Genomic DNA, 23,896 nt, shown 5'->3' on the forward strand with positions numbered 1-23,896 from the left:
CGCGCCGCCACGATGGGCTTATGGCGAACCCCTCCCGGCTGCGTGCCGCCGCGCTGACCACCACCGCTGTCCTGCTCGCCGCCGCACTGGCCGGATGCGGCGGCGACAGCCCCGAGGACGGGGACCTCACGGCTCAGCAGCTGGACTGGAAGGACTGCCCGGCCCCGTCCGAGGCGGAGGGCGGCGGCAGCGCACCGTCACCGCTGCCGAACGGCACCCCGTGGCAGTGCGCCACCATGAAGGCGCCGCTCACCTGGAGCAAGCCGAAGGGCGACACCATCGACATCGCCCTGATCCGCGCCCGGACCAGTGGCCCCGCGAGCAAGCGGATCGGCTCGCTCGTGTTCAACTTCGGCGGCCCCGGCGGCAGCGGTGTCACCACGCTGCCGGCGTTCGGCACCGACTACACCACCCTGCGCACCCGCTACGACCTGGTCAGCTTCGACCCGCGCGGGGTCGGCCGCAGCGCACCGGTGGAGTGCGAGAGCGACGCCCAGCTCGACGTGTACTTCCAGCAGGACGCGACCCCGGACACCGGCGCCGAACGCGTCCAGCTCCTGAAGCGCACCAAGCAGTTCAACGCGGCCTGCGAGAAGAACTCCAAGCCGGTCCTGCCCCATGTGCGCACCACGGACGCGGCCCGCGACATGGACCTGATGCGCCAGGTCCTCGGCGACGCCAAGCTGCACTACTTCGGCATCTCCTACGGCACCGAACTCGGCGGCGTCTACGCCCACCTGTTCCCCAGGCACGTCGGCCGGGCCGTCCTCGACGCCGTCGTGGACCCCACGCAGACCCCCGAGCAGGGAGCGCTCGGCCAGGCCAAGGGCTTCCAGCTCGCACTCGACAACTTCGCTGAGGACTGCACGTCGAAGGCCACGGACTGCCCGCTCGGCGACACCGCGCAGGACGTGAAGGACCGCATCATGAAGCTCCTCGCCGACCTGGAGAAGAAGCCGATCCCCGGCATCCCCCCGCGCCAGCTGACCCAGACCGCCGCCACCAACGGCATCGCGCAGTCCCTGTACTCGAAGGACTTCTGGGAGTACCTGACCGAGGGCCTGGAGGAGGCGTACGACGGCGACGGCAAGATCCTCATGCTGCTGTCCGACTCGTTGAACGGCCGCAGCGAGAACGGCGAGTACAGCAACCTCCTGGCGGCGAACACCGCCATCAGCTGCTCCGACGCGAAACCGCGGTACGACGTGGACTTCGTCGAGCGGAGACTGCCCCAGTTCCGCGCCGCTTCCCCGGTGTTCGGGGACTTCATGGCCTGGGGCATGGTCAGCTGCACCGACTGGGCGGTGCCGGGCGCCGCCGACCATCCCGACGTCAGCGCGCCGGGAGCGGCGCCCATCGTCGTCATCGGCAACACCGGCGACCCGGCCACCCCGTACGAGGGCGCGAGGAAGATGGTGAGCGCGCTCGGCAAGGGCGTCGGCGTCCAGCTGACGTACAAGGGCCAGGGCCATGGCGCGTACGACAGCAAGAACAAGTGCGTGCAGAGCGCGGTGAACGGCTATCTGCTGAACGGGAAGGTGCCGAAGGCCGGGCTCGTCTGCTCCTGACGGATCCTGCCGCGCCTGACGGATCCTTGTGCCCCTGGCGGATCTTGCCGCACCTGACGGATCCTTGTGCCCCTGGCGGATCCTGACGACCCGAATCGGGCGAAGTCGCAGGTCAGAGGGTTATCCACAGGCCGAAACGGACCAGGCCGCGCACGCCTACCATGGCCTGAACGCCCGGCGCGGCACGACGCGGCGGGCCTGTCAGGGGGGTGCGCATGATGCGATTGCCGTGGTGGACGGCCGCGCTGGCGGCGGGGCTGCTGCTCGCCGGCTGCGGAGGCTCGTCCGGCGGCGGGAAGAAGGACGAGGGCAAGGGCGCCGGTTCGGCTCCCCCACCGGCATCCCGTGCCACCGCCGCGCCGGCCCCGGCAGCGCTGCCGTCCTCCCTCACCTCCCAGCACCTGGACTGGCGGCGGTGCAAGGCCGCCGGGAACTCCACCGCGCCCAGCGGGGCATGGCGGTGCGCGACACTCGAGGTGCCGCTGGACTGGGCCGAGCCGGGCGGCCGGACGATCGGTCTCGCTCTCATCCGCGCGCGGGCCACCGGTGGCCACCGCATCGGCTCGCTGCTGTTCAACTTCGGCGGCCCCGGCGGCTCCGGGGTGTCGACGATGCCGTACTTCGAGGGCTCGGTCTCCGCCCTTCATGAGCGCTACGACCTGGTGAGCTGGGACCCGCGCGGGGCCGGCGCGAGCGAGGGCGTCCGCTGCCGTGACGACCGGGAGATCGGCGCCGCCGAGACCCTGGACGCCACACCGGACACCCCGGCCGAGGAGAAGGCGTACTTCGCGGACGCCGCCGCCTTCGGCCAGGGGTGCCGGCAGGCCGCGGGACCGCTGCTGGCCCATGTGTCCACCACCGACACGGCACGCGACATGGACCTGATGCGCCAGGTCCTCGGCGACGCCAAACTGCACTACTTCGGCATCTCCTACGGCACCGAACTCGGCGGCGTCTACGCCCACCTGTTCCCGCGGCGGGTGGGCCGGCTGGTGCTCGACGCGGTGGTCGACCCCACGGCGGACACGGTGGGCCACGCAGAGAACCAGGCCCGCGGCTTCCAGCGGGCGCTGGACGACTACCTCAAGTCCACCGGCCAGGATCCCGATGAGGGCTCACGGAAGATAGCGGGCCTGCTGAAGCGGCTCGACGCCGAACCGCTGCCGACGTCGTCCGGGCGGAAGCTGACCGAGACGCTCGCGGTCACCGGGATCATCCTGCCGCTGTACAGCGAGTCGAGCTGGCCGAGACTGACCAGCGCGCTCAAGTCGGCGCAGCAGGGCGACGGTTCGGAGCTGCTGGCACTCGCCGACGGATACAACGACCGGGACGCCTCGGGTCACTACGGCACGATGTCCCACTCCCAGCGGGCCATATCGTGCCTGGACGACAAGCAGCGGCCGGCGCTCGCCGAGACGAAGCGGCGGCTGGCGGACTTCGAGCGGATCTCGCCGGTGTTCGGGGACTTCCTGGCCTGGGACACGGCGGGCTGGTGCCACGGCTGGCCGGTGCCGGGCCAGTACGACACCCCGGAGGTCGGCGCCCCGGGTGCGGCGCCGATCCTGCTGGTCGGCAACACCGGCGACCCGGCCACTCCGTACGAGGGCGCCCGCAGAATGGCCGACGAGCTGGGCCGGGGTGTCGGCGTCGAACTCACCTGGAAGGGCGAGGGGCACGGGGCGTACGGCCACGGCGACGACTGCGTCGACTCGGCGGTGGACGCCTATCTGCTGAGGGGAGCGGTGCCGAAGGACGGCAAGGTCTGCTCCTGACGGCCGGGGGCGCGGTGGCCGCAGCACGACGGCGGGCCGCGGAGCAGCTCCGCGGCCCGCCGAAGGGGGTTGGTCAGTAGACCGGCTTGTCCGGTTCGATCTGGTTGACCCAGCCGATGACGCCGCCGCCGACGTGGACCGCGTCGGCGAAGCCCGCGGACTTCAGGACCGCGAGGACTTCCGCACTGCGGACACCCGTCTTGCAGTGCAGGACGATCTTCTTGTCCTGCGGCAGGCCCCCCAGGGCGGTGCCGAGGAGGAACTCGTTCTTCGGGATCAGCTTGGCGCCCGGGATGGAGACGATCTCGTACTCGTTCGGCTCGCGGACGTCGATGATCTCGATGTTCTCGCCCTCGTCGATCCACTCCTTGAGCTGCTTGGGAGTGATCGTCGAGTCGAGGGCCGCCGCCTGGGCCTCCTCGGAGACGACGCCGCAGAAGGCCTCGTAGTCGATGAGCTCGGTGACGGTCGGGTTCTCGCCGCAGACCGCGCAGTCGGGGTCCTTGCGGACCTTGACCTGGCGGTACTGCATCTCCAAGGCGTCGTAGATCATCAGACGGCCGACCAGCGGCTCGCCGATGCCGGTGAGGACCTTGATCGCCTCGGTGACCTGGATGGAGCCGATGGACGCGCACAGCACGCCCAGGACGCCGCCCTCGGCGCAGGAGGGGACCATGCCGGGGGGCGGGGGCTCCGGGTAGAGGCAGCGGTAGCAGGGGCCGTGCTCGGACCAGAAGACGGACGCCTGGCCGTCGAAGCGGTAGATCGAGCCCCACACGTACGGCTTGTTCAGCAGCACGCACGCGTCGTTGACCAGGTAGCGGGTCGCGAAGTTGTCGGTGCCGTCGACGATCAGGTCGTACTGGCTGAAGATGTCCATCACGTTCTCGGCTTCGAGCCGCTCTTCGTGAAGGATCACGTTCACGTACGGGTTGATGCCCTTGACGCTGTCACGCGCGGACTCGGCCTTCGAGCGGCCGATGTCGGACTGGCTGTGGATGATCTGGCGCTGCAGGTTCGACTCGTCGACCTCGTCGAACTCCACGATGCCGAGGGTGCCCACGCCCGCGGCGGCCAGGTACATCAGCGCCGGCGAACCCAGGCCGCCGGCACCCACACAGAGCACCTTGGCGTTCTTCAGCCGCTTCTGCCCGTCCATGCCCACATCGGGGATGATCAGGTGGCGGGAGTACCTGCGGACCTCGTCTACGGTGAGCTCGGAAGCCGGCTCGACCAGGGGTGGCAACGACACGGGGACTCCGTTGGTCGGTCAATCACTACAGTTGTTCTCCTCGTAACACTGCCACGGCCTTCTTCATTCCGAGACACCTGTTTCGACACGCGAGACAATGTCGTCCCAGTAGCCGGGCATCGTCTCCCACGGATCGCTGCGCCCGCCGCCGGTGCGGTCCGTGAAGTAGATCGTCGCGGCGCCCTGCCAGCGGGCGATCCGCAGCGCCTCGTCGAGGTGGCCGAGCGGCACACCGTGCACGAAGTGGCAGAACCGGTCCGGCGGATAGTCGGCGGTCCACTCGGCCGCCTGCGACCAGCGGTAGTCGGACCAGGGTCCGCGGAAGGTCACCAGCTGGTCGGCGTTCTCGGCGTAGCCGGGATGCGGGTGACGGCCGTGTCCGAGGACGACATGGGCGGTGTCGCCGATCGCCCGGAGCGCGGTGATCGCGCGGCGGACCTCGGGGAGCGCGGTCCGCTCCGCGGGGCAGCGGTCCAGGAAGAAGCCGTCGACGCGGTACCAGTCGAGATGGCGGTGGGCGTCGGAGAGCAGGTCGCCGAAGGGCCGGGCGCCGTAGGTGAGGTCCAGATGGCCCAGGATGCGGACGCCGGCCGCGCGCAGCCGGGCCGCCGCTCCCAGGCAGTGCGGGTCGGGGCGGCTGCCGGGGCCCGCGGCGACGTTGAGGACGACCCAGTCCAGCGGGGTGCCGGGGCGGGTCAGTTCGGCCCACTGGGCGGGGGCCACGAGCGGGTGGGCGTAGCCCGGGACGCCGAGGGCGGTGCGGATGCCGGTGCCGGTGGTAGTGGTGGTGCTGGTCAGATGCGGCACGCCGCCTCCATCCAGATGTCGGCCAGGGACTCTTCGAGGTTGATGCGGGGCCGCCAGCCGAGCCGGTCGCGCGCGGTGCGCACATCGGCCTGCTGCCAGGAGCCGCAGCCGTCCGGGTAGGGGTACGCCATCGGGCCCGCGTGCTCGGACTCCGCGCGGGGGTGGCCGATGGTGGCGCGCAGCGGCCCGGGCGGGGCGTCGAGTTCGTGCAGGGCACCGCCGTATCCGGCCACGCGCGCGAGGACGGAGGCGGCGTCCCGGAGGCGGACGGCACGGCCTGAGCCGATGTTGATCACGCCCTGCGCGGCGGAGAGCGAGGCCGCGTGCACGGCCCGCGCGACATCGCGTACGTCGATGAAGTCCCGCTGCACGCCGAGGCCGCCGAGTTTGAGTTCGCCGTCGCCCGACTGCATGGCGCGGCGCATGGCCTCGGCGAGCCGGCCGAGCGGGGAGCCGGCCGGGGTGCCGGGTCCGGCCGGCGAGAAGACGCGCAGGACGACGGCGTCCAGGCCGGAGCCGAGGACCAGCTCGGTCGCGGCGAGCTTGCTGACGCCGTAGGGGCCGCCGGGGCGCGGTACGGCGTCCTCGGCCGTGGAGGACCCGGGCTGACTGGGGCCGTACTCGGAGCCGCAGCCGATCTGCACGAGACGGGCACCGCACCCGCTGCGGCGCAGCGCCTCGCAGACGGTGGCGACGGCGACGGTGTTGTGCCGGGTGAGTTCGCGGGCCCCGCCGCGGGTGGCGCCCGCGCAGTTGATGACGACCCCGGGATGGACCGCGTCGAGGAAGCGGGTGAGCGCGCCCGGGCTGCCGGTGGCGAGGTCGAAGCGGACGTCGGCGTCGTCGCCGCGGCCGAGCGCGGTGAGCTGGACGGCCGGGTCGGCGAGCAGGCGGTCGGCCACGAAGCGGCCGATGAATCCGTTGGCTCCGATCAGCAGGACCCTCATCGGGCGGCTCCCGGGGTGTGCGCGCCGGTGGTACCGGCCGTCTCGACGGCTCCTGCGGCTGCTCCGGACACTCCGGCGGCTCCGGCGGCTCGGGACGCTCCGGGTCGGGAGGTGGTCATCTGGTGTTCTCCTTCAGAGGGGTGGTGCGGGTGCCTCCGGCGGCGGGCCGGGCCGGTGGGCGAGGTTCAGTCGGGTGCTCCCGTGGGCGCGTGGGCCGAGGCCCGGGTGAGGGTGCGGCCTGCGTGCCACAGCAGGGCCAGGGCCGCGACGCCGCAGGCGAGGGCCGGTACGACGGCCTCGCCCCAGGCGTCGACGAGGGCTTCCACGGGCGCCGCGAGGAAGGCGCAGCCGGGCAGCCGGGCAGCCGCGGGCAGGGCGAGGGCCGCCGCCTCCGTGGCCGCGGCGGCGCCCAGCGCGAGGGCGGGGGCGTGCCCGTGGCGGTGCACGGTGAGCAGGCGGGCGAGCAGGAGCAGGGCGCCCAGGGTGAGGGCCTGCGGATAGGCCGCCGGCTCGTGCAGGACGGCACCGCACAGCGCGAGCAGGGCGGCGAGGGCGCCGAGGAACAGGGTGAACGTGCCGAGCAGCAGGGGTGTCACGGCGGCCGTGAAGTCTTCGAGGCCCCGGCTGCCGGCGAGCCTGCGGCGGGCGCCGGCGGCGAGGAGGTGGGCCGCCCAGGCCGCCGGCGCGCAGGCCGGCAGAAGGGCCAGGAAGGGCGCGGTGGCGGTGGGCCAGGGGCCGTCCGGGGTTCCGGTGGGCAGGGCGTCGGGGCCGCCCGCCAGGACGGCGCGCAGGAGGCCGTCACCGGCGAGGGCGTAGCCGAGGAGCCAGAGCGTCCATACGCGCGTGCCGGCCGCGGTGCGCCACGTGCGCGTGCCGGGCGGGCCGGCGAGGGGGCCGTGCCGCAGTGCCGCGCGCGTGGCGAGGGCGACGGCGAGGAGGCCGCCGAGAGCGGCCAGTTGACGGGGGTGTCCGTGGCTCAGGCGCACGCAGGCGACCGAGGCGGCGCCGAGCAGGCCGGGCAGCAGGGTGAGCAGGACCCAGTCGGCGCGGACGCGGGGCTCCGGCAGGGGCGCGGGCTCCGGGCGCGGTCCGGCGTCGCGCGGCACGCGCGCGTACAGCTCCTCGGCGAGCGAGAACACGTCCCGGTGACGGAAGCGGGCGGCGGTCCGGTCGGTGACGCCGTGCGCCTCCAGACCCGCGGCGATCTCCAACGGGTCCACGGCCCGCTCGCACAGCTCGCGGTGCCGGTGCAGCAGTGCTTTCACCGGGTCACCTGACCCGCGCCTGACTCCGGCGGCACGCCCGCGCCCGGCCCCCGCGTCCGTCGCGGTGTCCGCGACGATGTGGGAGGCGGCCGGTGCGGGTGCGTGCCGGGCGGTCTGTCCGACGGCGGCGGCCGGCGGTCCGGCGGCCGGCGCGGGAGCCTGCCCGACAGCGGCGGGCGGCCTGAACGCGCCCGCGCCGCCGATGTCGTCCGCCGCGCCCGTCAGCCACTCCCCCGAGCGCACGTCCCATGGATCGGCACCACTGGGCATCCCGGGACGGGAGCCGATCAAGCCGGAGTCAACGAAGCCCGAATCAATATGAACCGAGTCAACACGTGCCGCATCAACCGGTGCCGCATCGACATGACCGTGATCAACATGGCTCGCCTCAACCCGCCCGGCACCGATCCCCCCGTCCACGGCCCAGCTGTCCACGTCGCTCATCGCGTACCCTCCGCAGCCGCCAGCGGGGTCGCCCGGACCGGGGTGTTCGAGGCCCACCCGGGGAGGGGGCGGGACAGGGCGCGGGCCGTGTGGCCGGTCCAGCGGCCGGGGACGCGGGACTCGGCGGGGGCGGCGAACGGCAGGGGCTCGCCCGACTCGTCCAGGACGACCCGGCGGACCGGGCAGTGCGAGACGATCTCCAGGTAAATGCCGTGAAATGCCGCGATGTTCTGCTCGGCGGTGAACAGTTCGAGCGCACGGGCGCGCGCGGCGGCACCGAGGCGCGCACGGCGCTCGGGGTCACGCAGCAACGCCACACACGCCTCGGCGAGCGCCCTGGGGTTTCGCGGGGGCACGACGAGGCCCGTACCGCCGATCACCTCCACGACCGCGCCCACGTCGGTGGAGACGGTGGCCCGTCCGCAGAACATGGCCTCGACCAGGCTGACCGGGAAGCCCTCCACGACGCTGGACAGGACGACGACCGCGCCGGCGGCGTACGCCTCGGGCAGCGTCGGTGCCTCCGGTGCGCCGATCTCTTCGAAGGAGACGGGGTTGTCGCCGACGTCGTGGGCGCCCTCGGCCTCGTCCGGAAAGAGCTGTGCGGCGAGCGCCCGGCAGTGGCCGAGGTAGGCCGCGCCCCCGGCGCCGGAGGGGGCGCCCACGATCCGCAGCCGGGCCCTGGGCTCCTCCTTGCGCACCTCGGCGAAGGCGTGCAGCAGCGACACCAGGTCCTTGGCGGGTTCGACGCGCCCGACCCAGACCAGCGTGTCCGGGTCGGCCCGGTCAGCGGACTCGCCGACCTCGCTGAAGCGGTCGGCCGCCATGCCGGGGTGGACCGTGCGGATCCGGGCCCGGTCGGCGCCGCAGTGCTCCTGCCAGCGGCGGGCGTGCGCGTTGCCCGGGGTGAGGATCTCGGCCCCGCGGTAGACCTCGGCGGCGAGGCGGCCGTGGAAGGCGGCGAGCAGAGCGCGTACGGCGGGGGCGGCGGCGTCGGGGCCGAGCGCCAGGTAGTGCGAGCGGAGCCGCACGCCGTACTCGGTGACGAGCAGCGGTACGTCGCAGAAGTGCCGGGCGAGCAGCCCGCAGAGGGCGGCGGGGCCGCCGGTGGTGGCGTGGCAGAGGTCGGCGGCGCCGAGACCGTCGTCGCCGTACCAGTCGAGGGAGAGGGGGCGCAGGGCGCGTTCGAGGTGGGCGGCGACGGCGAGCAGGTCGGGTACGCGCGCCTCGTGCGCCGTGCGCGGCGCGTCAGGGGCGCGGCAGGCGCGCTCCAGGGCGCGTACGGCGGTGTCGGAGCGCAGGGCGCCGACGAGTCCGCCCTCCTCACGGGCGAGTTCGGCGAGTCCGTACAGCGCACTGCCGAAACGGTCCGCCAGATCACCGGACGCGGACGCGCCCCGGGAAGCGGCCTCCGCGCCGGCTCCGGCGCACACGGCCGCGAGCAGGTCGCCGTAGTGCTCGGCGAAGCGCCGGCGCGCACGCCGCCCGTACACGACCCCGTCGTCCTCGGCCGTCCACAGCGGCGCCGTGCGCACCCGCTTGACCTGAGGTGGGAGCGGGGCGCGGCCCTCGGCGCCCTGGCGTCGGCCGCGGCTGAGCGCGTAGACGTCGAACTCGTGCTGTTCGAGCCCGCGCACGAGCCGGTCGCACCAGAGCCCGGCGTCACCGCTCACATACGGATAGCCACCCTCCGTAAGCAGTCCTATGCGCACGTGTGCACCCCCGATCTCCCGTCTGGGGAGCCGCCGTTGTCCCGGCGGCTCACAGCGGGAAGAACGTAAGGGGCCAAGGCGGTGGTGCGACGGACGGTTGTCCGTCGCACCACCAAAAGGGGTGAACGGTCGTAACTTTCGCGTGCGGGCCGCGTTCCGCCGCGCTAAGGATTCACACGGCGATCGCGCGTGCGCGAAACGTTACGCCACCGCGGGTTCACGCCGTGCCGCGCGGCGCCGGGCCGCCAGCTCCGGGTCGAGCGCGGGTACGGCGGCCAGGAGTTGCTTGGTGTACGGCTCGCGCGGGCTGTCGTACACCTCGTCCGCGGGCCCGTACTCGACGAGCCGGCCGCGCCGCATCACCGCGACCCGGTCGCTGACCTGGCGGACGACGGCGAGGTCGTGCGCGATGAAGACGAGCGCGAGACCGAGTTCCCGCTGGAGTTCGCCGAGCAGGTCGACCACCTGGGCCTGGGTGGTGACGTCGAGCGCGGAGACGGGCTCGTCGCAGACGATCACGCGCGGCTCGGCGGCGAGCGCCCGCGCGATGCCGATGCGCTGGCGCTGCCCCCCGCTGAACTCGTGCGGGTAGCGGTCGTAGTGCGCCCGGTCGAGCCCCACGCGCTCCAGCAGCTCCGTCACGCGCTCCCGGACGCGCTCCTCGTCGCCGCCCCGCGTCCCGCGCGCGCGGAGCGGGTCGGCGATGGACTCGCCCACGCTGCGGCGGGGGTTGAGGGAGGAGACGGGGTCCTGGAAGACCATCTGGACGGCCGGGTTCACACCGGTGTGCGGGCGCCCTTCGTAGCGGATCGCGCCCGCGGTGGGCTCCAGCAGGCCCACCAGCATGCGGCCGAGCGTGGTCTTGCCGCTGCCGCTCTCGCCGACCACACCGAGGGTCTCGCCGCGCCGGACGGTCACCGAGACGTCGTCCACGGCCGCGACCGCCCGGCGGCCGCGCCCGAACTCGCGCCGCAGTCCGGTGGCCTCCAGCACGACCTCCTCGGTGGCCGGGGAGCCGGTCCTGCGGGCGTCGAGGCGCGGGACGGCGTCGAGCAGGGCGCGGGTGTACGGCTCGGCGGGCGCGGCGAGGACCGCGCCGACCGGGCCGCGCTCGACGGCCCTGCCGTGCCGCATGACGAGGACGTCGTCCACGCTCTCGGCGGCCACGCCCACGTCGTGGGTGACGAGCAGCAGGCCCATGCCGGTCTCCTCGCGCAGCGCGTGCAGGAGATCGAGGATCTGGGCCTGCACGGTGACGTCGAGCGCGGTGGTCGGCTCGTCGGCGATCAGCAGGTCCGGCTCGCAGGCGAGGGCCATGGCGATGAGGGCGCGCTGGCGCATGCCGCCGCTGAACTCGTGCGGGCGGGACCGGGAGCGGCGGGCCGCGTCCGGGATGCCGACCCGGTCCAGTACCTCGACGGCACGCGCGCGTGCGGCGCGGCGCGGCACGCGCGTGTGGACGCGGTAGACCTCGGCGATCTGGTCGCCGATCGCGTAGTACGGGTCGAGCGAGGACAGCGGGTCCTGGAAGACCATGGCGGCCTTGGCGCCGCGCAGCCGGCGCAGCTCCTCGTCGGACGCGGCCTGTACGTCGGTGCCGGCCACCCGGACCGTGCCGCCGACCCGGGCCCCGGTGCCGCGGTGCAGGCCCAGCAGGGCGCCCGCGACCGTGGACTTGCCGGAGCCGGACTCGCCGACCAGGGCGAGGGCGGCGCCCTCCGCCAGGCTGAAGGAGAGCCCGTCGACGGCGCGCAGGGCGCCGAACTCGACGGTCAGGCCGGTCACTTCCACCAGGCTCATGAGAGCACCACCCGTCGGTCGGCCACCGCGTACAGGACGTCCGCGACGGTGTTGGCGAGGACCACGAAGAAACCGATCACCAGCACCATGCCCACGACCACCGGCAGGTCGACGACCTTGACGGCGTGCACCAGCTCCTGGCCGATGCCGGGCAGTCCGAAGAGGGTCTCGGTGAGGACGGCGCCGCCGACGGCCGAGCCGAAGGTGACCGCGTTCAGCGCGATGACGGAGGCTGTCGCGCCGCGCAGCGCGTGCCGGGAGATCACCGCGCGCTCGGTGACGCCGTAGGCCCGGAACGTGCGGATGTGGTCCTCGGCCAGGGTCTCCAGCATCGCCGCCCGGGTGAGCCGGGCGAAGCCCGCCGCCTCGATGAGGGCGAGCGAGAGCCAGGGCAGCAGCAGGTTCCACGCCCACTGTTCGGGGTCGTCGGTGAAGCCGACGTACTGCGGGAAGGGCAGCAGTTGCAGTTCGCCGCAGACGACGATCATCAGGATCAGGCCGATGACGAAGACGGGGGTCGCCGTGCCGGCCAGGGTGATCGCGGTCAGGACGCGTTCGGAGACCCGGCCGCGCCGCCAGGCGGAGAGCACGCCGGTGCCGACACCGAGCACCAGCCAGATCACCATGGCGCCGAGCACCAGCGAGAAACTCACCGGCAGCTTGGTCAGGATGATGTCGGTGACCTGCTGGTCGGTCTGGTACGACTGGCCGAGGCAGGGCGCCGAGCAGTGCTCCACGGAGGTGCCCGTCGAGAAGTCCTGGCCCACGAAGAGGCCCTGCAGGAAGTGCCAGTAGCGCACGTACAGCGGGTCGTCGAGGTGGAGCTGTTCGGCGACCTGGTGGACCTGGGCCGGGGAGCAGCGCGGGCCGCAGGTGATCTGGGCGACGTTGCCGGGGGTGACGTAGAAGACGACGTAGATGATCACCGAGAGCACGAACAGGGTGATGACGGCGCCGACGAGCCGGCGCACCACGAAGCCGGTGAAGCCGTTCACGTGCGCTCCTCCTTCTTCTTCGGCACGGCGGTGGACGCGGCGTCCGGTACGCCCTTCCCGGGCCCCGGCGCGGCGGTCTCGGTGCCCGGTGCGGCCTCGCCGGTGGCCGGTGCGCCGTTCTGGGTGGCCGGTGCGGCCGTCCCCGCGCGGGCCTCCCGCTTGCGGCCGGTGCCGATGCGCAGCCGGGAGGCGGCGCGCGGGTCGAGCGCGACCCGGACGCCGTCGCCGAGGACGGTCATCGCGAACACGGTCACGAACAGGGCGAGGGCGGGCAGCAGGAGGTACTGCGGGGCCGCCTGGTACCAGACGTCGGCGGAGGTGAGCATCTGGCCCCACGAGGGGGTGGGCGGCTTCACGCCGACGCCGAGGAAGGACAGGGCCGCCTCGGCGCTGATGTTCTGCGGGATCAGCAGCGCGCCGTACGTGATGACCGGCGCGGCGAGGCCAGGGAGCAGCTCGCGTACGGCGGTCCGCCAGGTGCTCCAGCCGCTGAGCCGGGACGCGGAGACGTAGTCGAGGTTCTTGAGCGCGAGGGTCTGCGCGCGGACCATCTTCGCCATCGTGCTCCACCCGGAGACCAGGGAGATGATCAGCGCGACGAGGACCGGCCGCGGGAACCCGTCGGACACGACGGCCAGCAGTGCGAGCGCCATGATCATCAGCGGCATCGCGAGGAAGATGTCGGTGACGCGGCTGAGGATCAGGTCGACCCAGCGGTTGCCGAGACCGGCGGCCACGCCCATGGCGATGCCGACGACGACCTGGACCACCGTGGCGCCCAGGGACACGCCGAGCGAGACCCGTGCGCCGTAGAGCAGCCGGGCGAACATGTCGCGGCCGGTCTGGGGTTCGACGCCCAGCCAGTGGTCGGCGCTGATGCCGCCGAAGGAGCCGATGGGCACGCCCCCGCGCGCGGAGTCGATCAGGGTGGGGTGGTAGGTGGTGGGGTCCTGGCCCTCCAGTGCGGTGAGCAGCGGCGCGGCGAGCGCGACCAGGACGAGCAGCGCGACGACGGCCGCGGCGACCAGGGCGGCGCGCTGCGCCCGCAGCCGCCGCCAGAACTGACGTGCCCCCGAGACCGCCGGGACGGAGGTGTCCGTCCCGGCGGTCTCGATGGCGGCAAGTGCCTCACTCACGGCGCTACTTCACCGAGACCTGGGAGATGTCCAGGACGCCGGTCCAGTCGCTGATGACGATGTTCTTGACGTCCTTGCCGTACAGGCGCTTGTAGACCGGGTGGAACAGCGGCACGACGAGGGCCTTCTCGCCGATCTTCCGGTCCAGCGCGCCCCACCGCTCGGCGGCGGCGTCGAGGTCGGTCAACTTGTTGATCGCGTCAATCTCGTCATTGACCGACTTGTCGTTCAGCAGACCCGTGTTGAAGTTCGCGCCGTCCTTGACGATCTGCCGGCCGTCGAAGATGGGGGCGAGGAAGGGACCGCCGGAAGGCCAGTCCGCACCCCAGTGGGCCAGGAAGAGGCCCGGCTCGGTCTTCACACTGTGGATCTTGTCCTTGTAGTCGTTCTCCTCCAGGCCCTGGAGCTTGACGGTGATGCCGGCCTTCTTGAGCGCGTCCTGGACGGCGGTCGCGATCTCCGGGCTGGTCTCGAAGTCCTTGCTGTTGGAGTGCGTCAGCGTGATGGTCAGCCCGTTGCCGTGGCCGGCCTGCTTCAGCAGTTCCCTGGCCTTCGCCGCGTTGCCGGACGCGCCCGCCGGGAACGGGTCGGACGGCGTGTAGCCGAAGGACTTCTGGTTGGGCAGGAAGGTGGTGGCGGCCTCGGCGAGGGCACTGCCGCCGGCCGCGTTGACCACGGACGACCGGTCGATGGCGTAGGCGATCGCCTGGCGCACCTTGGGGTCGTCGAACGGCTTCACGGTCGGGTTGAACGCGATGTAGTTCGTGTAGCCGAAGTGGCCGGTGCCCACGCGCGCGGCCAGTTCCTTGTCACCGCTCACCTTGGCGAGTTCGGCCGGGCCGAGGTTGGTGTCCGTGGTGACGGCCGCCGCGTCCGCGCCCTGGGAGGCGGAGAGCCGCTGGTTGATCACCGAGGAGTCGAGTCCTGAGCGCACGTCGATGGTGGCCGGGTACGCCTTGCGCTGGTCGTCCGTCGCCGCGGACCAGTGCGGGTTGCGCTCCAGTACGAGGTGCTCGCCGTCGTTCTCGTTCTTGACGACCTTGTAGGGGCCGGACGAGACCGGGTGCGACTCGTACTTGGTGCCCGTGTCCTTGCCCTTGGGCACCGGGGTGAACTGCGTCTGCGTGGCGAGGTACGGGAACTCGCCCTCGGGCTTGTTCAGGTGGAAGACGATGGTCCGGGCGTCCGGCGTCTCGATCGACGACAGGCCCTTCTTGTCCTTGTACGGCCCCTGGTAGTCGGCGGCCCCGACCAGCCAGTCACGCAAGTAGGGTGCGCCGCCGGAGAGTTCGGGCGCGAAGGAGCGCTCGATGCCGTACTTGATGTCGCCCGAGGTGATCGGCGTCCCGTCCTCGTACGTGAGGCCCTTCTTCAGGGTGTACGTCCACACGGTCGCGTCCTTGTTGGGGCGCCCGGTGTCGGTGGCCAGGTCCGGCACGACCTTGGCGCCGGCCGCGCCGTTCTCGCGGTTGCGCGTGGTCAGGGTGCGGAAGACGAGCGAGGGGACGTTTCCGCCGCCGGAGGTGTACAGGCGGGCGGGGTCGAAGTCGGACTGCGGCTGGGAGTTCAGGACCGTGAGCGTGCCGCCCTTGTGGGGCGTGGAGTCGCCACCTGAACCCTTGGCATCGCTGTCCTCCGGGCCGCAGGCGGCTGCGCCCGCTGCCACGACCAGGCTGACGGATGCCGCTGCCACGCGGCGCGCTATGACGGACGGTTGACGCATCGGAATGACGACCTCTCGGGGTGACGTATCAAGGCTTCGAGTCAAGGCTGATCGAGGGTTTCTCGATGGCTGAGACATGTGGACGAGGAGTGAGACGACTGCGGACAGACGTCGGCCCCGGCGTCGGGTCGTCGAAAAGTCCGTGACACGGCCACGGACAGAAGTGGAGGAAAGGGTCGCGACGCAAACGCCGGGAAGGCGGCGTCAGCGACAGTGGATGTCGGCTACGCAGAGCGCGGTCACGCCAATGAGCGCCAGCTCGATGGCGGCGCTGCGAGAGACGGCATGACTAGACCACATGCGCAGAAATATGAACGAACATGCGGGCTGATGTCAATGTGACATAAGCGGTGGCTGTCAACTACCGGGGTACGGCCATGGGTTGGGCCGGCAGTGGATCCCGTCATGATCGAGGAACTTGGTCTGCTGCTGCATGACGGGGGCTAGCTCGCCGTCCTTCTCGCAGGTGACGTGCCCGTGGCCGAGCCGGTGGCCGACCTCATGATTGATCAACATTTGCCGGTAAGGGTGGATCCGGTCACCGTATGTCTTGCTGCCTTGAGCCCATCGGTACGCATTGATCATGACGCGTTCGGTGGCGGCGGAGTCGCAGGACACGTTGTCCTCCGTGGTGTCCAGGCCGGACTTGGCACACCACTTGGCGGTGGTGCCGGGGCTGGCCAGCGTGATCACGAAGTCGGGTTTGCCGGAGGAGATCCGCTCGAAGGTACGGGCACCGCCGTGGGCCCAGCTGCGCTTGTCGTTCAGGGTCTGCTGCACGGCCTCGGCGAACAGCGCGCCGTCCAGCCCGAGTCCCTGCTCGACATCGACGCGGTAGCGGTACTTCTGCCCGACGCCGGGTGCCTTGTCGAAACCGGGCACGGCGTCGAACTTCCCCGACCCGGCCAGCGTGGCGCTCAGCGGGTACTTCTTGCCCATCTTCTGGTCGTACGTGAGCGGCGCCGCGCTCGGCACGGTGGACGGCGCCGGCGCTCCGGACGCGTGCGCGTCGGGAGCGTGTCCGCCGGCGGACTGCGACTTCGCGTCGCCGTCGTCCCGCGCGTCGGTCACCTGTCCGGCGACGATCACCGCGAGCACGGTGGTGATGGCGGCCGCCGCGATGCCGGTGAAGGCCCACCCCTTGTTCCCGCCGCGCTGCGCGGGCAGGGCTGCACCGTCCGCGGCGCCACCGTCCGCCCCGGCGGCCGACACCTGCGGCGCCTCGGCCGGCCGGTCGCCGGTACGGCGTGCACGGCCCGCGTCGGCCGCGAGGACACCGGTGCTCCGGGGACCCCCGGCGTCCGCGGTTCCGTCGCCGTCCCGGCCACCGTCACGGTCACCGTCGCCGTCGCCGTCGCCGTCGAAGGCTTCGAGGTACTCCTGCCGAGGTCCACGTCCGCGCCTCGATCCGCCCGGTCCACCCGGTCCGCGCTGTACGCCCGGCCCGTCCGGCCCCGCCTGCCGCTGCCGCGGCAGCACCGCACCGGGCCCACCGGCGTCGCCCGGCCGCCCGGCGAACTCGCCCCAGCCGCCCCCGGCCTCCCGCTGCTCGGGATGCCCGCCCCGGGCACCGGCACCCTCCCGGGAACGCCGCACCCCGCGCGCGGGAGCGTCATCGGAGACCCTGGGCACTCCCTGCCCGGGTGTCCCGTCGGGGAACCTCGACACCCCGCGCGCGGGAGTGCCGTCCGGAAAGCCCAGCACAGCCGGCCCGGAGCCGCCGCCCGGAACCCCCGGCCCGCCCTGCGCACCCTGTGCACCCTGCGTACCCCGCCTCGGCAGGTGGTCCGCGCGTCTCGGCAACCCGGGCGCCGGAGTGCCGTCCTGCACCCGCGGCGTACCGTCCGGATTCCTCGACGCGCCCTCCGGAGCCCGCGACGCGCCGTCGGGGGCCGGCGCCGTGCCGTCCCCAGGGCTGTCAGAGTGCGCGCCCCGGCCGTCGGAGCGCGTGCCCCGGCCGTCGGAGCGGCTGCCCCGCTCGTCCCCTCGCCCTGCGGTTATGTCCGCGGACCCGCTCTTCGGAGCCGGTCCGCGGCGGCTGTGACGTCCCACCCCGGCCCTCAGCTCCCCGCACCCGTGCCGGCCGCGGCTCGCTCGCCGCCGCCGTCCGCCCGTGCCAGGAGGTCCCGGAAGGCGTCGGCCACCAGATCGGGGTACTCCATCATCGCCACGTGCCCGGCGTCCGGCAGGGACAGCAACCGGGAGCCGCGGAAGGCACGGGCGGCCCGGTGGGCCATGCGGAAGCCGACCAGCTGGTCCCGGCCGCCGTAGATCAGCAGCGTCGGGGCGAGCACACGCTCGGCCTGGCGCCACAGTCCGTGCTGTCCGCCGAGCGTGTAGGCGTTGACGATCCCGCGCGCGGAGCGGGCCATCGCGTCCCAGAAGTACGGCAGCCGCAACCGCCGCTCCAGCTCCTCCACGGCCAGCTGGAACGCCTCGGGCGAGACCCGCCCGGGGTCGCCGTAGCAGAGCGCCATGACCCCGCGCACCCGCTGCTCCGCCGTCCACTCCCTGGTGATCCGGGTGAACAGAGCGGCGATCCCGGGCACGCCCAGCAGCGCGGTCGGCACCGCGGTGCGCTGCACCCGCAGCTCGGGCAGGGCGGGCGAGACGAGGGTGAGCGAGCGGACGAGATCGGGGCGTACGGCGGCCACGCGCGTGGTGACCGCCCCGCCGAGCGAGTTGCCGAAGAGGTGGACCGGGCCGCGCCCGGCCGCGTCGAGATAGCGGATGACCGCGCGCGCGTGCCCGGTGACGGAGTAGTCGCCGTCGTCCGGCGGCGGTGAGTCGCCGAAGCCCGGCAGGTCGACCGCCTCGCTGTCGACGACGCCGTCCAGCTCGGCCATGAGCGACGACCAGTTCTGCGAGGAGCCGCCGAGCCCGTGCACGTACAGCGCGGGCGGCAGGGCTTCGCGCCCGGGGCGGCGGGAACGGACCGACAGGGTGACACCGGGCAGACGCACGGAGCGCAGCCGCTCGCCCTCGCCGACCCGGACGGGCGCCACCCTGGGAAGCACACTGGCAGCCGGCACGGACGGCGACTCGGTCGAAGACATGCGGCAATGTTACGAGGTGATCACGTCGAGATTCATGTGTTCGCGGTCACAGAATGAGCCGTCCGCGGCAGGGGAACCGGACAGCGAACCGCCCTGACGGCATGGCGCCCGTATCGGCTGTCTCCTAGGCTCATACCTGCGGGCACCCGCAGTGGCTCCTGCTGCTTCCAGGGACGTTCGTAGGAAGGGAGCCCATCATGGCCTTTGACCCCACCGAGCCCGACACGATCGAGGACATCGACGACCTGGCGGCCGACACGGCACCGGAGATCGACGTCGAGGCGCCCGAGGTGGACGCTGCCGAGCAGCACGCGGACATCACGCCCCACCGCGACGACCCCCTGACCGGAGTGGACCCGGACCGCGCGAACGTGGCCGATCTGGTCGAACAGGCACGCGTGGTGTCGCTCGACGAGGACGACTACCGCTGACCCCCCAGGACCGCACGACACCCGGCCGGCCGCGCCGCGGACGGGCCGCACGGGTTTCGCCGTCGTCCGGTACGTGAAATTCTGCGCTCGCACCGCGCACACCAGGGTTACCGAAAAGTACGATGGCCGCGCGGCCTACACCGCATGTGGACGACATTGGGAGGCGGCGTGACAGCCATCGAGCAAACTGAGGCAGCACGCCCGCGCGGCACCCGTCTGCCGCGCCGAGCTCGGCGGAACCAGCTGCTGGGCGCCGCTCAGGAGGTGTTCGTCGCGCAGGGCTACCACGCGGCGGCGATGGACGACATCGCCGAGCGGGCCGGCGTGAGCAAGCCCGTGCTCTACCAGCACTTCCCGGGCAAGCTCGACCTCTACCTCGCCCTGCTGGACCAGCACTGCGAGTCGCTGATCCAGGCGGTGCGCGGCGCGCTGGCGTCGACGACCGACAACAAGCAGCGCGTGCGGGCGACGATGGACGCCTACTTCGCGTACGTGGAGGACGACGGCGGGGCCTTCCGGCTGGTCTTCGAGTCGGACCTGACGAACGAGCCCGCGGTGCGCGAGCGCGTGGACAAGGTCACCAACGAGTGCGCCGAGGCCATCTGCGAGGTCATCGCCGAGGACACCGGCCTCTCGCGCGCGGAGTCGATGCTGCTCGCCTCCGGCCTCGGCGGGCTCGCCCAGGTGGTCGCCCGCTCCTGGCTGCACAGCGACCGCAGCGTCCCGCGCGACCAGGCGGTGCAGCTGCTGGCCTCGCTGGCCTGGCGGGGTATCGCCGGTTTCCCGCTGCACGGCACCGACCACCACTGACGGCGCGTTCGCACGCTGTTCTGTTCCCGCGCGGTGTTCGCTCCTGGCGTTCCCGCCCGCAGCGTGTACGTCCCCCTCACCGGGCTAATGTGTGCGGAGTACGGCGCGGAAGATCGCGCACATCACTGACCGTCGGAGGGACATAGCCGTGGAGGTCAAGATCGGCGTGCAGCACGCGCCCCGCGAGATCGTTCTGGAGAGCGGTCTGAGCGCCGAGGAGGTCGAGCGTCTCGTGGGCGACGCGCTGTCCGGGAAGACGCAGCTGCTGAGCCTCCAGGACGAGAAGGGCCGCAAGGTCCTGGTGCCGACGGACCGTCTGGCGTACGTGGAGATCGGCGAGCCGACCGTGCGCAAGGTGGGCTTCGGCACGCTGTAGGCCACAGTCGTGAGAAGGGCCCGGCGGCCGTGTGCCGCCGGGCCCTTCCGCGTCCGGGAGTACACACGAACGACGCACAAGTCCTCCACAGGGAAGGATTGCAATCCGCAGGTCACGGGTATGACGGGCTACGAACGTCGAGCCAGACCGGCCGTGGGAGGGACCCCCGACATGATCCTTGAAGCACTCGGCTCCGCCGTGCTCGGTCTGATCCTCGCGTGGGCCGCGGCGCACCGCCTCGCCCACCGGCTGCCGGCCCGCCCGCTGGTGTACTCGACCGGCGTCGCGGGAGCCCTCTTCGGGGACTTCGTCACCCACACCGCCCTGGGCCCGGGCAGCGATCTGCTCAGCCTCCTGGGCGCCGCGATCATCGCGGTGGCGTCCCTGTCCCTGCTCCTCCGCCCGGCCGGCCGCCTCCGCCGATCAGCCACGGCGTAACGGACGGCGCCTCGAAGAGCCCTGGAACCGGCACCCCCAAGGAGCCCGGAAGCCGGCGCCCCGAGGGGCGCGGGACCTGCGCGACCAGCCCCACCACCACCCTCGGGACCGCGGGAGAACCGGGACCCGAGGGGGCCGGAGCCGCTCCCCGGAGGGGCTACGCGGCCAGGCCCAGGGCGGCCATCCGCTTAGTGTGGGCCTCCGTGATCCGGGAGAACATCCTCCCGACCTCGGCGAGATCGAAGCCGTCGGCGACGCCGCCCACCAGCATCGTGGACAGCGCGTCCCGGTCGGCGACCACCCGCTGGGACTGCGACAGCGCCTCGCCCATCAGCCGCCGCGCCCACAGGGCCAGCCGGCCGCCCACGCGCGGGTCCGCGTCGATGGCGGCGCGCACCTTCTCCACCGCGAACCCGGCGTGCCCGGTGTCGTCCAGCACGGCGAGCACCAGCTCACGCGTGTCGGAGTCGAGGCGGGCCGCGACCTCCCGGTAGAAGTCGCTCGCGATCGAGTCGCCGACGTACGCCTTGACCAGGCCCTCCAGCCAGTCCGACGGCGCGGTCTGCCGGTGGAAGCCGTCGAGCGCGGCCACGAACGGGTCCATGGCGGCGGTCGGCTCCTCGCCGATCTCGGTCAGCCGGTCCCGCAGCCTCTCGAAGTGGTGGAACTCGGCGGAGGCCATCTTGGCCAGTTCCGCCTTGTCCGCGAGGGTCGGCGCCAGCTTGGCGTCCTCCGCGAGCCGCTCGAACGCCGCCAGCTCGCCGTACGCGAGCGCGCCGAGGAGGTCGACGACCGCGGCGCGGTACTGCGGCTCGGCGGACGCCTGCGTCCAGTCCTGGGCGGCGACACCGGTGGGCGCGGCGGCTTCTGCGGACACGTTCTCAGGCTTGTCAGAGCTACTCATGAGGCGCACAATAGCCCGCTCGTGGCGCCCCTCAAGCCCCCCGCCGATCACTGTGACCACGACTACGTGACCAAATCGGCCATCGCATGTGCGCGAATCCGGGGTATGGTGGTAATGCGCCTGCCGAGTGCGTCGACGGTTTTCGACGTGCTCCGACAGGGGCGCACGCATGAGGATGCCCGGTCGGTGGCCCGATCGGCTCCGACCCGACAGCCCTCCACGGCCGTACGGCAGTGATCGTACGACGACCGGAGGGACCCTCAGCGGTACGAGCGCTAGAGCGTCGGCAGAGGTCCCGTGTCATACGGCTTGCCCGAGTGGTACGCCCGTACGGCGGCCGACGTCCCCGGCACGGTCAGACATGACCCCCGCGCTCGCCTCGCACCGCACACACAGAAGAGGCAGCACCCTGACTACGACGTTTCGAGAACTCGGAATCCTTCCCGAGACCGCCGAGGCCCTGGAGGCCGTCGGCATCATCAACCCCTTCCCCATCCAGGAGATGACGCTCCCCGTAGCCCTGTCCGGCACGGATGTCATCGGCCAGGCCAAGACCGGCACCGGCAAGACGCTGGGCTTCGGCCTCCCGCTCCTGGAGCGCGTCACCGTCCCCGCCGACGTCGAGGCCGGACGCGCCGCCCCCGCGGCCCTCACCGACGCCCCGCAGGCGCTCGTCGTCGTCCCCACGCGCGAGCTGTGCACCCAGGTCACCAACGACCTGCAGACGGCCGGCAAGGTCCGCAACGTGCGCGTGCTGGCGATCTACGGCGGCCGGGCCTACGAGCCCCAGGTCGAGGCCCTGAAGAAGGGCGTCGACGTGGTCGTCGGCACCCCGGGCCGGCTGCTGGACCTGGCCGGGCAGAAGAAGCTCGACCTGAGCCACATCAAGAGCCTGGTCCTCGACGAGGCCGACGAGATGCTCGACCTGGGCTTCCTGCCCGATGTCGAGAAGATCATCAAGCTGCTGCCGGCCAAGCGCCAGACCATGCTGTTCTCGGCGACCATGCCGGGCGCGGTCATCGGCCTCGCCCGCCGCTACATGTCGCAGCCCACGCACATCCGCGCCACCGCGCCGGACGACGAGGGCGTGACGGTCGCGAACATCAAGCAGTTCGTCTACCGCGCGCACTCCATGGACAAGCCGGAGATGGTCTCCCGCATCCTGCAGGCCGACGGCCGCGGGCTCGCGATGATCTTCTGCCGCACCAAGCGGACGGCCGCCGACATCGCCGAGCAGCTCCAGCGCCGCGGGTTCGCCTCCGGCGCGGTCCACGGCGACCTCGGCCAGGGCGCGCGCGAGCAGGCGCTGCGCGCCTTCCGCAACGGCAAGGTCGACGTCCTGGTCTGCACCGATGTCGCCGCGCGCGGCATCGACGTCGAGGGCGTGACCCACGTCGTCAACTACCAGTCCCCCGAGGACGAGAAGACGTACCTGCACCGGGTCGGCCGCACCGGCCGCGCGGGCGCCAAGGGTACGGCGATCACGTTCGTCGACTGGGACGACATCCCGCGCTGGCAGCTGATCAACAAGGCGCTGGAGCTGGACTTCAACGACCCGGTGGAGACGTACTCCAGCTCCCCGCACCTGTTCTCGGACCTCGGCATCCCCGCGGGCACGAAGGGCACCCTGCCGCGCTCCGAGCGGACGCGTGCCGGTCTGGCGGCGGAGGAGCTGGAGGACCTGGGCGAGACCGGCGGGCGGGGTGCGCGCGGCCGTGGCCGCGGTGGCCGTGCCGAGCCGGAGCCGGTCGAGCGCGAGCGTGCGCCCCGTGCTCCGCGCCGCCGTCGCCGCACGCGCGGCGGAGCGGCACTGGACGCCTCCGCCCCGGCTGCGGCTCCGGCCGCCGCGAGCACCGGTCCGGACGAGAACCAGACCGCGGCCCGCACCCCGCGCCGCCGTCGCCGTACGCGCGGCGGAGCGCCGGAGGCGCCGGTGACGGCCGTCGAGACCGTGGCCGCCGTCGAGACCGTGACCGCGGTGGAGACCGTGGCCGCCGTGGAGGCCCCCGCCGTCCTGGACACGCCCGTCCTGGACACGCCGGACAAGCCGCGCCGCCGCCGCACGCGGAAGCCTGCGGCGACCGAGCCCGCCGTGACTCCGGCAGCCGAGGCGATCGTCGCGGACACCCCGGTGGCCGCGCCCGTGATCGCGGACACCCCGGTCGCGGAGCCCGAGGCCGCGCCGGCCGCGGAGGCCAAGCCGCGCCGCCGTACGCGGAAGACGGCCGAGCCGGCCGCCCAGGCGGAGGCCGCCGTGGACACGGCGGAGGCCGCGGAGGCCAAGCCGCGCCGGACCCGCAAGACGGCAGCCACGAAGACGGCCGCCACGGCCGCCACGACTGTGGAGGCCCCCGAGGCCGAGGCCAAGCCGCGCCGCACGCGCAAGACCACGACCGCCGCCGAGGCCACCGTGGACACCGCCGAAGGCACGGAGACCAAGCCGCGCCGCACCCGCAAGAC

At 72.7% G+C, this 23,896-nt stretch carries 20 protein-coding genes; 7 read left to right on the forward strand and 13 right to left on the reverse strand.

All coding sequences use genetic code 11. The features are described from left to right. Positions 1-20: 20 nt before the first annotated feature. Both ACF073_RS01200 and ACF073_RS01205 read left to right on the forward strand, forming a co-directional pair. Positions 21-1,568: an alpha/beta hydrolase gene (locus ACF073_RS01200; protein WP_392065696.1), complete on the forward strand. Its 1,548-nt coding sequence runs from the start codon at positions 21-23 to the stop codon at positions 1,566-1,568. 215 nt (positions 1,569-1,783) lie between these two features. Then, positions 1,784-3,340 (forward strand): alpha/beta hydrolase, encoded by a 1,557-nt coding sequence (locus tag ACF073_RS01205; protein WP_392065698.1) that lies wholly within the window; start codon positions 1,784-1,786, stop codon positions 3,338-3,340. Between the two features lie 73 nt (positions 3,341-3,413). Here ACF073_RS01205 and moeZ read toward each other — a convergent pair whose 3' ends face one another. The 12 genes from moeZ to ACF073_RS01265 form a co-directional block, all read right to left on the reverse strand. Then, a complete protein-coding gene (moeZ, locus tag ACF073_RS01210; protein WP_392065700.1) occupies positions 3,414-4,592 on the reverse strand; it encodes an adenylyltransferase/sulfurtransferase MoeZ in 1,179 nt (392 codons plus the stop codon). 63 nt (positions 4,593-4,655) lie between these two features. Beyond that, positions 4,656-5,399 carry a spherulation-specific family 4 protein gene (locus ACF073_RS01215; protein ID WP_392065702.1) on the reverse strand — a complete coding sequence of 248 codons (744 nt, stop codon included), beginning with the start codon at positions 5,397-5,399 and terminating at the stop codon, positions 4,656-4,658. Further along, on the reverse strand, positions 5,387-6,346 hold the full coding sequence (locus ACF073_RS01220; RefSeq protein WP_392065704.1) for an NAD-dependent epimerase/dehydratase family protein: 960 nt from the start codon (positions 6,344-6,346) through the stop codon (positions 5,387-5,389). The genes ACF073_RS01215 and ACF073_RS01220 overlap by 13 nt, the downstream gene beginning before the upstream one ends. A 185-nt stretch (positions 6,347-6,531) precedes the next feature. Then, complete coding sequence (locus tag ACF073_RS01225) at positions 6,532-7,881, reverse strand: hypothetical protein (RefSeq protein ID WP_392065706.1); 1,350 nt, start codon at positions 7,879-7,881, stop codon at positions 6,532-6,534. A gap of 170 nt (positions 7,882-8,051) precedes the next feature. Continuing rightward, positions 8,052-9,767, reverse strand: coding sequence for a DUF3492 domain-containing protein (locus ACF073_RS01230; RefSeq protein ID WP_392065708.1), 1,716 nt, complete (start codon positions 9,765-9,767; stop codon positions 8,052-8,054). Positions 9,768-9,968: 201 nt separating this feature from the next. Further along, on the reverse strand, positions 9,969-11,567 hold the full coding sequence (locus tag ACF073_RS01235) for a dipeptide ABC transporter ATP-binding protein (RefSeq protein WP_392065710.1): 1,599 nt from the start codon (positions 11,565-11,567) through the stop codon (positions 9,969-9,971). Then, a complete protein-coding gene (locus ACF073_RS01240; RefSeq protein ID WP_392065712.1) occupies positions 11,564-12,562 on the reverse strand; it encodes an ABC transporter permease in 999 nt (332 codons plus the stop codon). The genes ACF073_RS01235 and ACF073_RS01240 overlap by 4 nt, the downstream gene beginning before the upstream one ends. Then, positions 12,559-13,698, reverse strand: a complete 1,140-nt coding sequence (locus ACF073_RS01245; protein ID WP_392065714.1) for an ABC transporter permease — start codon at positions 13,696-13,698, stop codon at positions 12,559-12,561. The genes ACF073_RS01240 and ACF073_RS01245 overlap by 4 nt, the downstream gene beginning before the upstream one ends. A 4-nt stretch (positions 13,699-13,702) precedes the next feature. After that, positions 13,703-15,421 (reverse strand): ABC transporter substrate-binding protein, encoded by a 1,719-nt coding sequence (locus tag ACF073_RS01250; protein ID WP_392065716.1) that lies wholly within the window; start codon positions 15,419-15,421, stop codon positions 13,703-13,705. A 204-nt stretch (positions 15,422-15,625) separates the two neighbouring features. Beyond that, a complete protein-coding gene (locus ACF073_RS01255; RefSeq protein ID WP_392065718.1) occupies positions 15,626-15,721 on the reverse strand; it encodes an Ms4533A family Cys-rich leader peptide in 96 nt (31 codons plus the stop codon). Positions 15,722-15,778: 57 nt separating this feature from the next. After that, complete coding sequence (locus ACF073_RS01260; protein ID WP_392065720.1) at positions 15,779-17,473, reverse strand: DUF3152 domain-containing protein; 1,695 nt, start codon at positions 17,471-17,473, stop codon at positions 15,779-15,781. 8 nt (positions 17,474-17,481) lie between these two features. Continuing rightward, positions 17,482-18,477, reverse strand: coding sequence for an alpha/beta fold hydrolase (locus ACF073_RS01265; protein ID WP_392065722.1), 996 nt, complete (start codon positions 18,475-18,477; stop codon positions 17,482-17,484). A gap of 197 nt (positions 18,478-18,674) precedes the next feature. On the opposite strand from ACF073_RS01265, the gene ACF073_RS01270 reads away from it, so the two are divergent. From ACF073_RS01270 to ACF073_RS01285, 4 genes are all read left to right on the forward strand, one after another. Beyond that, positions 18,675-18,908 carry a hypothetical protein gene (locus ACF073_RS01270; protein WP_392065723.1) on the forward strand — a complete coding sequence of 78 codons (234 nt, stop codon included), beginning with the start codon at positions 18,675-18,677 and terminating at the stop codon, positions 18,906-18,908. Positions 18,909-19,076: 168 nt separating this feature from the next. Next, positions 19,077-19,718 (forward strand): TetR/AcrR family transcriptional regulator, encoded by a 642-nt coding sequence (locus ACF073_RS01275; RefSeq protein ID WP_392065725.1) that lies wholly within the window; start codon positions 19,077-19,079, stop codon positions 19,716-19,718. A gap of 148 nt (positions 19,719-19,866) precedes the next feature. Beyond that, positions 19,867-20,094 (forward strand): DUF3107 domain-containing protein, encoded by a 228-nt coding sequence (locus ACF073_RS01280; RefSeq protein ID WP_392065727.1) that lies wholly within the window; start codon positions 19,867-19,869, stop codon positions 20,092-20,094. A gap of 171 nt (positions 20,095-20,265) precedes the next feature. Continuing rightward, a complete protein-coding gene (locus tag ACF073_RS01285) occupies positions 20,266-20,532 on the forward strand; it encodes a hypothetical protein (RefSeq protein ID WP_392065729.1) in 267 nt (88 codons plus the stop codon). A gap of 157 nt (positions 20,533-20,689) precedes the next feature. Here the strand turns inward: ACF073_RS01285 and ACF073_RS01290 are convergent, their stop codons facing one another. Beyond that, complete coding sequence (locus ACF073_RS01290; RefSeq protein ID WP_392065731.1) at positions 20,690-21,445, reverse strand: ferritin-like fold-containing protein; 756 nt, start codon at positions 21,443-21,445, stop codon at positions 20,690-20,692. A 493-nt stretch (positions 21,446-21,938) separates the two neighbouring features. Between ACF073_RS01290 and ACF073_RS01295 the strand changes: the two genes are divergently transcribed. Next, positions 21,939-23,896: DEAD/DEAH box helicase (locus ACF073_RS01295; RefSeq protein WP_392066835.1), on the forward strand; the 1,958-nt coding region annotated here is incomplete at its 3' end.

It is taken from the genome of Streptomyces sp. NPDC015171 (assembly GCF_043079545.1).
Classification (GTDB): Bacteria; Actinomycetota; Actinomycetes; order Streptomycetales; family Streptomycetaceae; genus Streptomyces.

Bases quoted from the DNA above. Each gene is read 5' to 3' on its own strand.
- ACF073_RS01270 (WP_392065723.1), top strand. From the start codon at position 18,675: ATGGCCTTTGACCCCACCGAGCCCGACACGATCGAGGACATCGACGAC.
- ACF073_RS01265 (WP_392065722.1), bottom strand. From the start codon at position 18,477: ATGTCTTCGACCGAGTCGCCGTCCGTGCCGGCTGCCAGTGTGCTTCCC.
- ACF073_RS01220 (WP_392065704.1), bottom strand. From the start codon at position 6,346: ATGAGGGTCCTGCTGATCGGAGCCAACGGATTCATCGGCCGCTTCGTG.
- ACF073_RS01200 (WP_392065696.1), top strand. From the start codon at position 21: ATGGCGAACCCCTCCCGGCTGCGTGCCGCCGCGCTGACCACCACCGCT.
- ACF073_RS01225 (WP_392065706.1), bottom strand. From the start codon at position 7,881: ATGCCCAGTGGTGCCGATCCATGGGACGTGCGCTCGGGGGAGTGGCTG.
- ACF073_RS01255 (WP_392065718.1), bottom strand. From the start codon at position 15,721: ATGTGGTCTAGTCATGCCGTCTCTCGCAGCGCCGCCATCGAGCTGGCG.
- ACF073_RS01235 (WP_392065710.1), bottom strand. From the start codon at position 11,567: ATGAGCCTGGTGGAAGTGACCGGCCTGACCGTCGAGTTCGGCGCCCTG.
- ACF073_RS01285 (WP_392065729.1), top strand. From the start codon at position 20,266: ATGATCCTTGAAGCACTCGGCTCCGCCGTGCTCGGTCTGATCCTCGCG.
- ACF073_RS01205 (WP_392065698.1), top strand. From the start codon at position 1,784: ATGATGCGATTGCCGTGGTGGACGGCCGCGCTGGCGGCGGGGCTGCTG.
- ACF073_RS01250 (WP_392065716.1), bottom strand. From the start codon at position 15,421: ATGCGTCAACCGTCCGTCATAGCGCGCCGCGTGGCAGCGGCATCCGTC.